The organism is Enterobacter cloacae complex sp. IR53041, assembly GCF_049238285.1.
In the GTDB taxonomy this organism is placed as follows: Bacteria; Pseudomonadota; Gammaproteobacteria; order Enterobacterales; family Enterobacteriaceae; genus Enterobacter; species Enterobacter roggenkampii.
Genome location: NZ_JBMKHB010000059.1, coordinates 1 through 8,844 on the forward strand (window position 1 = coordinate 1; position 8,844 = coordinate 8,844).

10 protein-coding genes are annotated in these 8,844 nt (G+C 59.8%); 5 read left to right on the forward strand and 5 right to left on the reverse strand.

Features of this window, described 5'->3' with window-relative positions; all coding sequences use genetic code 11:
* Positions 1 to 231: 231 nt before the first annotated feature.
* Complete coding sequence (locus ACOTXF_RS23255) at positions 232 to 1,107, reverse strand: LysR family transcriptional regulator (protein WP_011191349.1); 876 nt, start codon at positions 1,105 to 1,107, stop codon at positions 232 to 234.
* A gap of 228 nt (positions 1,108 to 1,335) precedes the next feature.
* On the opposite strand from ACOTXF_RS23255, the gene ACOTXF_RS23260 reads away from it, so the two are divergent.
* From ACOTXF_RS23260 to ACOTXF_RS23270, 3 genes are read left to right on the forward strand one after another with little or no spacing between them, the layout of a single operon-like run.
* Entirely contained in the window at positions 1,336 to 2,568 is a 1,233-nt protein-coding gene (locus ACOTXF_RS23260) for a bifunctional alpha/beta hydrolase/OsmC family protein (protein WP_004357650.1), read from the forward strand.
* A gap of 32 nt (positions 2,569 to 2,600) precedes the next feature.
* Positions 2,601 to 3,164 (forward strand): peptide-methionine (S)-S-oxide reductase MsrA, encoded by a 564-nt coding sequence (msrA, locus tag ACOTXF_RS23265; protein WP_011191350.1) that lies wholly within the window; start codon positions 2,601 to 2,603, stop codon positions 3,162 to 3,164.
* Entirely contained in the window at positions 3,164 to 4,189 is a 1,026-nt protein-coding gene (locus tag ACOTXF_RS23270; RefSeq protein ID WP_004357654.1) for a zinc-binding alcohol dehydrogenase family protein, read from the forward strand. The genes msrA and ACOTXF_RS23270 overlap by 1 nt, the downstream gene beginning before the upstream one ends.
* A 396-nt stretch (positions 4,190 to 4,585) precedes the next feature.
* On the opposite strand, the gene ACOTXF_RS23275 is transcribed toward ACOTXF_RS23270, so the two are convergent.
* Together ACOTXF_RS23275 and ACOTXF_RS23280 are read right to left on the reverse strand one after the other, a co-directional pair.
* Positions 4,586 to 5,080 (reverse strand): MarR family winged helix-turn-helix transcriptional regulator, encoded by a 495-nt coding sequence (locus ACOTXF_RS23275; RefSeq protein WP_004099028.1) that lies wholly within the window; start codon positions 5,078 to 5,080, stop codon positions 4,586 to 4,588.
* Between the two features lie 557 nt (positions 5,081 to 5,637).
* Complete coding sequence (locus ACOTXF_RS23280) at positions 5,638 to 6,126, reverse strand: YkgB family protein (protein WP_004099027.1); 489 nt, start codon at positions 6,124 to 6,126, stop codon at positions 5,638 to 5,640.
* Between the two features lie 297 nt (positions 6,127 to 6,423).
* Here ACOTXF_RS23280 and ACOTXF_RS23285 point away from each other — a divergent pair, with 297 nt between their 5' ends.
* Positions 6,424 to 6,783: a DUF6314 family protein gene (locus ACOTXF_RS23285; protein WP_166479491.1), complete on the forward strand. Its 360-nt coding sequence runs from the start codon at positions 6,424 to 6,426 to the stop codon at positions 6,781 to 6,783.
* Positions 6,784 to 6,821: 38 nt separating this feature from the next.
* Here the strand turns inward: ACOTXF_RS23285 and ACOTXF_RS23290 are convergent, their stop codons facing one another.
* Entirely contained in the window at positions 6,822 to 7,781 is a 960-nt protein-coding gene (locus ACOTXF_RS23290; protein WP_004099025.1) for a YeeE/YedE thiosulfate transporter family protein, read from the reverse strand.
* A 26-nt stretch (positions 7,782 to 7,807) separates the two neighbouring features.
* A complete protein-coding gene (locus ACOTXF_RS23295; RefSeq protein ID WP_223296479.1) occupies positions 7,808 to 8,230 on the reverse strand; it encodes a MarR family winged helix-turn-helix transcriptional regulator in 423 nt (140 codons plus the stop codon).
* Positions 8,231 to 8,597: 367 nt separating this feature from the next.
* Here ACOTXF_RS23295 and ACOTXF_RS23300 point away from each other — a divergent pair.
* The coding region (locus ACOTXF_RS23300; protein ID WP_421635304.1) for a LysR family transcriptional regulator at positions 8,598 to 8,844 on the forward strand (247 nt) is incomplete at its 3' end.

The following is an 8,844-nucleotide window of genomic DNA, read 5'->3' on the forward strand; positions in this document are numbered from 1 at the left end:
CTGGGCGAAATGCGCCTGGTAAGCAGAGTTTTTGAAATGTAAGGCCTTTGAATAAGACAAAAGGCTGCCTCATCGCTAACTTTGCAACAGTGCCGGCGCAGCTATTTAGAGAGCTCGACACACTGTCATTTATCTTTGCAGTCATTGCGCCGACTATCGCAGTGCGCCCCAGATTTATCCAATACGCTGCGCGTATAGTTTCCATAGCGCCGAAGCTCTTCACGTCGTGATTCAGTTCCACTCATACCGGGCTGCCAGCTGCGCGATGTTCCGTATCTCGACCGTTGCCGTGGAGCCGGATACTGTCGCGATCACGACTTCGCGCTCCAAGACAAATCCGTCGATCGGCCGAGTGACGAGGCCTTGCACGGTCGGCGATCGTTCCGGAAGAATGCATATGGCGTGGCCGTCAGCGACGACCCGTTGCACCCAGTCCTCGCGATCTGATCGAAAGCGAGGTCGCATGAGCAAGTCCCGTCGCGCGAAGTGATCGAGGATCCGATCGCGAAACTCGCATTTCAGGCGATCGACGAAAGGAAACTCGAGCAGGTCTTCGCCGCGCACGATCTCGTTGGCAGCCAAGGGATGGTTTGCAGAACAGCCGAGCACGAAGCGCTCCCGAAATAGAGGATGCACATCCAGCTTGCGTTCCGGTCTTGTTTCACGCGGCATGATGCACGCGTGGTATTTTCCTGAAAGCACCTCCGATGTGTCCTCGTTCGACTGGAGCGAGTGCAGCTTGATTTCGATGGATGGCATCTCCGCCAATGCGCTCTCGAAGAATGCCGTAAATTCCTTTGGTCCGACGGTGGGCGCGACGGCGACATCCAGCACGCGGTGCCCCCCCATCGCCCAGTGCTCCGAGTGATTGCGAACGCTCTTCATCGCGACCACCATGCGCCGGAATTCTGCCTCGACGTCATGGCCAAGGCCAGTCAGGCGGCTGTTCTTCCCGTCGCGATAGATCAGCGGCCCGCCAAGCTCATCTTCCAAGCGGCGGATCGCGCGGGTCAGACTTGGCTGTGACACACCGCTCAAGCGAGCGGCCGCTGTGAAATTCAGCGTCTCGGCCAAGTTGATGAAATAGCTGACTTGATTGAGTTCCATAGTCCTTTGGCCCACGCGCCTGACTGATACCTCTTCCGTGAGACCGCCTTTGGAAAGCAGGTCGCAGAAGTATGCTTGGCGCATATAATCATGGTATAGGGGCTTGTCTATATGCGCCAGACATATAAATGATAGCCTGAGATGACGATTACCGGTTGGCGGTGCGCTCCGCTCAGCTCCGTCGAAGGTTCTGAGAGCGCAACCGCCAAGCCGCGTGCTGGAGGTTTGATGGACATGGCAGGAAGATCATTTACGTTTGTCAGTGGGGCTGGCTCTCCGCTGTCCGGGCACCTCGAACCGCCGGAAGGGACGCCGCGGGGCTGGGCGATCTTCGCCCACTGCTTCACGTGCGGGAAAGACAGTCGCGCCGCTGTTCACATCTCGCGCGCGCTGTCGCGTGCGGGCATCGGGGTCTTGAGGTTCGATTTCGCCGGGACCGGGATCGGCGGTGGGACGGGAGAACCTGTGAACTTCGCGTCGGACGTCGAGGACCTTCGGGCCGCCGCAAATGCGATGGCGGCGGCGGGCATGTCACCGTCCCTCCTCGTCGGGCACAGCCTGGGTGGCACCGCTGCGATCGTAGCCGCCGCCGACATGCCTGATATTGCGGCGGTAGCGACGATTGGTGCGCCGGCCGACCTTCAGCATATCTTGCGCCTCTTCGGACCGAATGATCTGGACACCATCGCGAGCGAGGGCGAGGCCTCGGTGGAGATTGCCGGTAGGCCCTTCCTCATTCGCCGAGGGTTCCTTGAGGCGGTTGAGGGGATCGACGTCGAGAAGGCCATTGCCTCCCTGCGACGGCCGGTGCTGGTCATGCACTCTCCGCTGGATCAGGTGGTCGGCATCGACCACGCGTCGCGCATCTTCGTCGCGTCCAGGCACCCTAAAAGCTTCATCTCGCTCGACAACGCGGATCACCTTCTCACCGACGTCGCGGACGCGAACTACGCCGCGGCCATGGTGGCGGTTTGGGCGAGCCGCTTTCTCCCACCACTCAGCGCGGATCTTCCGCAGGTCGAGGTTGCGGAGGGCGTCGTCTCCACCGAAACTCTTGCAGGGACGTTCCAGCTCAAGGTCCGCAGCGGCGAGCACACTCTGTTCGCCGACGAGCCAGCATCGGTCGGTGGCCTCGGGACCGGACTATCTCCCTACGAACTCGTATCTGCCGGCCTCGCAGCCTGCACGGTGATGACGATGCGTCTCTATGCGAACCGCAAGGGCTTTCCGCTCGAACGGGCGAGCACGACCGTGCAGCACGAGAAGGTGCCGGACATGATGCCACCCGACCGGTTCACCCGCACCATTGTCCTCGATGGGCCGCTGAGTGATGATCAGCGCGCTCGGATCCTCGCGATCGCTGATCGGTGTCCCGTCGATCTGAGTCTCATCCGGGGTTCGGACGTGCAGACCGAGCTCTTGAGCGCCAGTCAGGCTGCGGATCCCGCGAGGCTGGCTTGACCGTGGCGCACACGGAGGAGGGCGAACGGACTGTGAGCCAATCGCCTACCGGCAATAGGGCGGCCGCGACAGAGCGAGCAATTCTCGCAGGCGGCTGCTTCTGGGGCATGGAGGATTTGCTGCGCCGAGCCAGGGGAGTCATTTCGACGCGTGTCGGTTACACAGGCGGAGAAATGCCTGATCCGACCTACGCGAGACATTACGGCCATGCGGAAGCAGTGGAAGTGACCTTCGACCCTTCCGTTCTCGCCTATCGCTCGCTCTTGGAACTCTTCTTCCAGATACATGACCCCACGACCTACGAGCAACAAGGCAGCGATGTCGGTCCGAGCTATCGATCGGCGATTTTCTACACCACCGAAGTGCAGAAGGAAGTCGCCCTCACAACCATCGCGGAAATCGAGGCATCAGGAAGCTGGCCAGGCCCGGTCGTGTCGGAGATCAACCCAGAAGAACCCTTTTGGGAGGCGGAGCCAGAGCACCAAGAATACCTGGTGCGCTATCCTGGGGGCTATAGCTGCCACTTCGTGCGCCCGACCTGGCGGTTGGACCGCTCAGACGAACGCCCAGCTGTAATACTTGACAGAAAGAGTTGATGATGACCGAAACCGTGACTAATCAGGCCGCCTGGCAGAAAGCGCCGGGGCAGCCACTGAGGATCGGTGTCACCGCTCTGCCGCATCTGGCGGCGAACGAGATATTGATCCGCAACGCGGCCATCGCGATCAACCCACTCGACTGGATTCTGCAGGACGTCGCGCTTTTGCCATGGCTCGACTATCCCGCGATTCTCGGCAGCGACGTCTCCGGTGAGGTCGCGGCGGTCGGTGGCGCGGTCGAGCGGTTCAAGGTCGGCGATCGAGTCATCGGACAGGCGGTCGGGACAACCGTAAATCAACCTGCGCAGGGTGCGTTCCAGCACCACACGATCGTGCTGGACCACATGGCGGCGCCGATCCCCAACAACATTGCCTTCGCTGATGCGGCAGTCCTCCCGCTTGGCCTTGGCACCGCCGCAAGCGGGCTCTACGGACGGACACAGTTGGCTCTCGCGCCACCGTTACACTCGCCGACCGCGCGTCCAGAGGTCGTTCTGGTCTGGGGTGGATCGTCGAGCGTTGGCTGCAACGCCATCCAGCTCGCGGTGGCGTCGGGCTACAGGTGCGTCGCCACCGCTTCGGCGCGCAACGTCGGCCTGTTGAAGGAGCTGGGTGCAAGCGAGGTTCTTGACCACTCGAGTCCAGCCATCGTGGAAGACGTGATTGAGGCAATGCGCGGGCGCAGTCTCGCTGGAACGCTTCACGCGACCGGTCACATGAAAGACTGTTTTGCCGTAGTTGCGAGATGCGAGGGCTCGCGCCGGGTGGCAGCGACGCTGGCCCCGCCCGACGAGCGTTCATTTGGAGTCGAGGCGACGCACATCTCCGGGACGAGCCTCAAGGATGACGAGGTTGGTCCAATGATCTACCGCGAATTCCTGCCGCAGGCTCTCGCGGCGCGCACGTTCGTCCCCGCCCCTCCGGCGAAGATCGTGGGCCAGGGCCTTGAAATGCTCCAGGCTGCCTTGGAAGCCCTGAAGGCGGGTGTATCCGCAGCGAAAATCGTCGTTACCCTGCCTTGAGTGACCAGCCAGGCGGTTTTTCGCGTTCGCAGTCTGAGGTGGCCCGCACTTTGCCGATTGGGAAGCTCTACCGGGAAAACGCGTTTGGGACGCGCGCTGCGCTCCTGCCGGAGCATGCGTTCCCGAAACCTGTTCCCGACTGCTTTTCCCCGAAACTACCTATCGGACATAGAGAAATGGGAATGCAGCGAGTGGTTTGAACGGCCGCTTCCGAAACCGCGTTCCGATCAATTGAGCGGCTAAAAGTGGGGCGATCACCGACATATTAGAATGAGACCGCCATGCCCGATCGGCCGGCTTGACGCGTAGCCAAAAGAATGCGGCTGATGGTAGGCTCGCTGACATTATGAAGCCCCGCCATCTGAGCAGCGTTGAGCTGCCGCAATTGCGAGTCTCCTACGCGTCGTCGTTCTTCTCGCGGTCCACACCTCGCTCATGCAATTCGGCATCGACGGGGCAGTTCGTGCAGCCCTCGTAGCAGCACAAGCGGCAGATGCGGTATGACTGCTCGAGGTTTTCCAAGCGATTTCGGAGAACGCGTTCAGCGATGTCCGATAAGGTTTTCAGTTCGTCTGGATTAAGGATCGATAGCCCTTCGGCAATCACTTGATCGCGCGAGGCCAGGACCTCGTCGCTCGCGACCTTGCCAGTTGGAGTAAGATAGAGGGATCGCGCGCGCCCGTCTGTCGAATGCTCCCTACGCTCGATCAATCCCTCGCTTACCAATCTATCCACCAGGCGAACAGTTCCAGCATGTGAAAGGCCCACCCCGATCGCAAGCATACGGATCGAGAGCCCGGGCTTGTGCGCGAGCAACGCCAGCGCTGAGGCGGCGGGTCCAGCTTCCGGCGCCCGCGATGAACTAGCGCGAACGATGTCGTCGCTGATCATGAGTGCGAACGCCCCGAAAATGTTTCGATCTCGAGGTCCATCCATTGCCACATCTATATGTGCGCGGAGCATAGACAGCAAGCCATACCGTGGTCCTCTTCCTCCGCGCGGCTTGTGGAAAATGTCCTGTTTTAGAAGGGTTTCGGAGGATTTCGACTGATCGAGCGCGCCGAAAAAAACGGGTCCGGCTCGTTAAGGCCGCGGAACCGTTGATACCTGGCGGCTATAGGGCAAGCCTTTTCGCTCGGAATCGCCGTAGGTCGCGCCCGAGAATCACTCCGCGTCAGCGCTGTCATCCAGGCCGCGCAGGTGCAGATCAGCGAGACCTAGCTTGCCCCCGGCGTCGCACTTCCATCGTGTCACCGCGCGCGATCACGATTGTATCAATCCCATTGAGGAACAGTCCGTGCTCCACGACGTCGGGGATTGCGGCGAAACGGGCGAAGACCGCGTCGCCATGCAGCTGAGCGCCTCCGGGCTCGATATCGCGACGGAGCATCCATGCCCCGCGGAGGTTCTGCAGGATTTGCACGCCCGCCGTCACGAGAGGACCACAGTCACGAGAGCACAAGCGCCCCTCTGTGGCGGACCGAAGCACGCAGCAGCACGAGGGACGCCGCTAGCAGAACTGCGTCCTTCAGTAGAAACTGCCCTGGTGCAGCCGAAATCGCAGGAAAGCCGCCGGCAGTCTGCTCCGCGACACCTGGAGTGGTGATGAAAAAGGTCAGCGTGATCAGATAGGTCGCTGCTGACATTAGTGCGCCTAGCGCAGAGAAGAGTGGACGAAATGCACCAAGGATCAGAACGAGACCGGTCGATAACTCGATAACGCCGATGAAATAGCTTTGCCCCTGCGTCCCGAACATGCCGAGCCAATTCATGATCGGGCTGTGTTCGATAAACGGGGCGATACCATAGGCCTCGTACGCTGTGAACTTCATCGCGCCGAACCACAGAAATACGATCACGAGAGCCCATCTAAGCAGGCCAAGATCCCTCCGACCGTGCTCGGGGACAAGAAATTCATAACGGTCGAAAATGCTCATCTAAAATTCCTCAACAGTGGTCCCGTGGGAACGTCACGAACGTCGTCTACGTGCTTCGGGCAGGCGTTGCAGTATATGCGCGACGCATATACCATATACTAATAAGCGAGATATGTCGAGCGGCTGGCTCGCGCTTCGCTGCCTCACGAAGCCATCCTCATCGGCGATGCCTTTACCCAGCAAACGCGCGACCTTTGCGGGATTTTGACTTGATGGGGCTGGCGCTCCGGGTGGGCCTATAGCCCGTTGGCAAACGTCCAGCCTGTACGGATGGACGCGGCCCTGGACGAGATAACCATGCCCACCGAAATCGTAGCAGCGATCGGCGAAGGCGCGCTCGCTTATCGAGAGAGCGGCATTCTCTCACTGGCAGATGGCAGAGTATTCTCCGCGTGCCGGCAGTATCGCTATCGCTTGAGCGAGGACAGTGTTGTCGTCGAGTTCGCAGACGGACCTCATATCGGGACGCAGTTCCTCAGCTTGAGTTTCTCGCGGACGGATACCGGGTTGGAAGCGAGTGGCGTCTATGCCTGCGGAGACGACACCTACCATGCAACCTACAGGATTCTGGGGCCGGCGGCCTTTGAAGTGGTCATCATGGTCCAAGGGCCTGCAAAGGCATACGAGCTAGTCAGCCGATATTCCCGGTCGGGATAAATGCTCATGTCAGGAGGGCAAGTCCTCTGTTGCCCTTATCATGGCCGTGAAAGGCAGCGCCGGAATAACTTACCACGCGCTGCAAATCCGAAGACGATTGTCGTCGTCATCAGAAGGTAGGCGACTATCCCACCAGGTGAAAGAGTCGGAACCGCTGCGAGGATCAACCCATCATTCCCGCCGGGTATGAGCGCGATGCCGATACCCATCAATGTGCCGCCGACGACAGATCGCAGAATGCCATTGGCTGTCGGCAGTTGGAGACGCAGATTGCCTTGGCGAAAGGAGGCGGTTAGGGCGCCTGCGATCGAAGAGATCACCGCAGTGAGCGCGACCTCGCCGGCCGGGGACATTCTGAGAGGAAGGGCGCGTTGAATCACGTCTGCGAAGGTCCAGGCCGGCGAGAGTGCATATAGAAGTCCGCCAGTGATACCGAGTCCAATCATCGAAGCGCCGAACGACCAACCCGGCTTTGTTCGCAGAACGCTCTTCGTGGAAACGAAAACGAGTGCCAGCACGAGCACAACTAGGAAGGCTAGGAGAGTAACGAGGCCTGTTGCGCTCGGTTTGGAGATTAAGCTTGGCCATGTTGAATCGTAGCCGAACCTGCCATGGTCGGCAGCCAAGATACCAATCGTTAATCCCAAGGGTAGAGCTAGAAGTCGCATCTCCCCATCCCCAAGCCGCGCCAGCGATCCGAGCAGGCATGTGTCATTAATGAGTGCGCCGAGGCCGAAGGCGATGGCGCCGATGAGCAGGAGGAAATTGATGCTGGTCGAGGGTGCGAGTGTTGCGCCCAGTGTTCCCGTCCAGACTATCGGGACCGCAACCAGGCCTGCCGCTGCCGACGCTGCGAGAAATCCGACGAACATTTTCGGCGGCTGTCTTCTGTGTAACTCATGAGCGGCCACCACTAAACAGGTTCCGCCTTGGTTCGCCGCATATCCGAACCCGAAGGCAAGTACGCATAGAAGAAGTTCGAGCGCAAACGATCCCATTATTTCAAGCCTGCCTGATCATATCGTCAGCCTTCTGATGCGACGTTCCAGCGTGGCGAGCGCCCCGGCTTAGCTTTACCACGGGAAGGCGCGATCCTGCTGTAGCCGCACAGATGGCAAAGGCTGACCGAGCCATCTTTGTCGAAGCCGTTTGCCACAAGGAGCCGCTCCGACAGCATGCCTAGAATGTCGAGGTCATTGGGCGACAGGGGCGAAATACATTCGGAGATCACCTGCTCCCGTGCCTTGAGCAAGGCGTCCGTTATCTTCTTCCCCGAATTGGTGAGGTGAATGAAGCGCGCCCGCCTGTCGGTGATTTGTCTTCGTCGTTCCACCAACTGTTCGCGCTCGAGCCTATCGATCAATCGCACCGTCCCGGCATGAGAAAGCCCGATCGAGGTAGCCAAAACGCTGATCGGCAGTCCGGGCTCCATGCTGAGTAACACCATCACGGCGGTCCCCGGGCCGCTTGGTGAAAACGAGGCCGAGACACTGGCGATGCTGTCTGCAACGGCCAACGCGAGTGCACCTAAATGGTACTTGGCGACCTCAGGCTCCATACCGCAAGAATATATGCTTCGCGCATAGACTTCAAGCGTGTGAAAATGTATGACCGCCGCATGCATCTATGACAGATTCGGACATGGTCATGCTCATTGAGGGGCTCAGCTCGGATTCCACATCTGAGATCAACGGACGTGCTCGTTCCCCAGGCGCTAGCGGGGGTGGGCTCGATGAAAGTGGACGTGCATGGGTGCCGCTCACCGGGCGCAGGCGGTTCGCCGATGAGACCGCCGGTATGATCGGACGGGTCTCATGCCCGACCTGACTCTTGATCTCCGATACCTGAAGTACGCCGTTCAGGTCGCCGAGGCCGGCAGCTTCCGCCGAGCGGCGGAGCGCCTATCGATATCGCAATCCACCGTCAGCCGACGTGTGCAGCTGTTTGAGCGCCAACTTGGCTTTTCTGGCACTGTTGCAAAGTTAGCGATGAGGCAGCCTTTTGTCTTATTCAAAGGCCTTACATTTCAAAAACTCTGCTTACCAGGCGCATTTCGCCCAG

Bases quoted from the DNA above. Each gene is read 5' to 3' on its own strand.
- ACOTXF_RS23255 (WP_011191349.1), bottom strand. From the start codon at position 1,107: ATGGAACTCAATCAAGTCAGCTATTTCATCAACTTGGCCGAGACGCTG.
- ACOTXF_RS23260 (WP_004357650.1), top strand. From the start codon at position 1,336: ATGGACATGGCAGGAAGATCATTTACGTTTGTCAGTGGGGCTGGCTCT.
- ACOTXF_RS23270 (WP_004357654.1), top strand. From the start codon at position 3,164: ATGATGACCGAAACCGTGACTAATCAGGCCGCCTGGCAGAAAGCGCCG.
- ACOTXF_RS23275 (WP_004099028.1), bottom strand. From the start codon at position 5,080: ATGATCAGCGACGACATCGTTCGCGCTAGTTCATCGCGGGCGCCGGAA.
- ACOTXF_RS23280 (WP_004099027.1), bottom strand. From the start codon at position 6,126: ATGAGCATTTTCGACCGTTATGAATTTCTTGTCCCCGAGCACGGTCGG.
- ACOTXF_RS23285 (WP_166479491.1), top strand. From the start codon at position 6,424: ATGCCCACCGAAATCGTAGCAGCGATCGGCGAAGGCGCGCTCGCTTAT.
- ACOTXF_RS23290 (WP_004099025.1), bottom strand. From the start codon at position 7,781: ATGGGATCGTTTGCGCTCGAACTTCTTCTATGCGTACTTGCCTTCGGG.
- ACOTXF_RS23295 (WP_223296479.1), bottom strand. From the start codon at position 8,230: ATGGTGTTACTCAGCATGGAGCCCGGACTGCCGATCAGCGTTTTGGCT.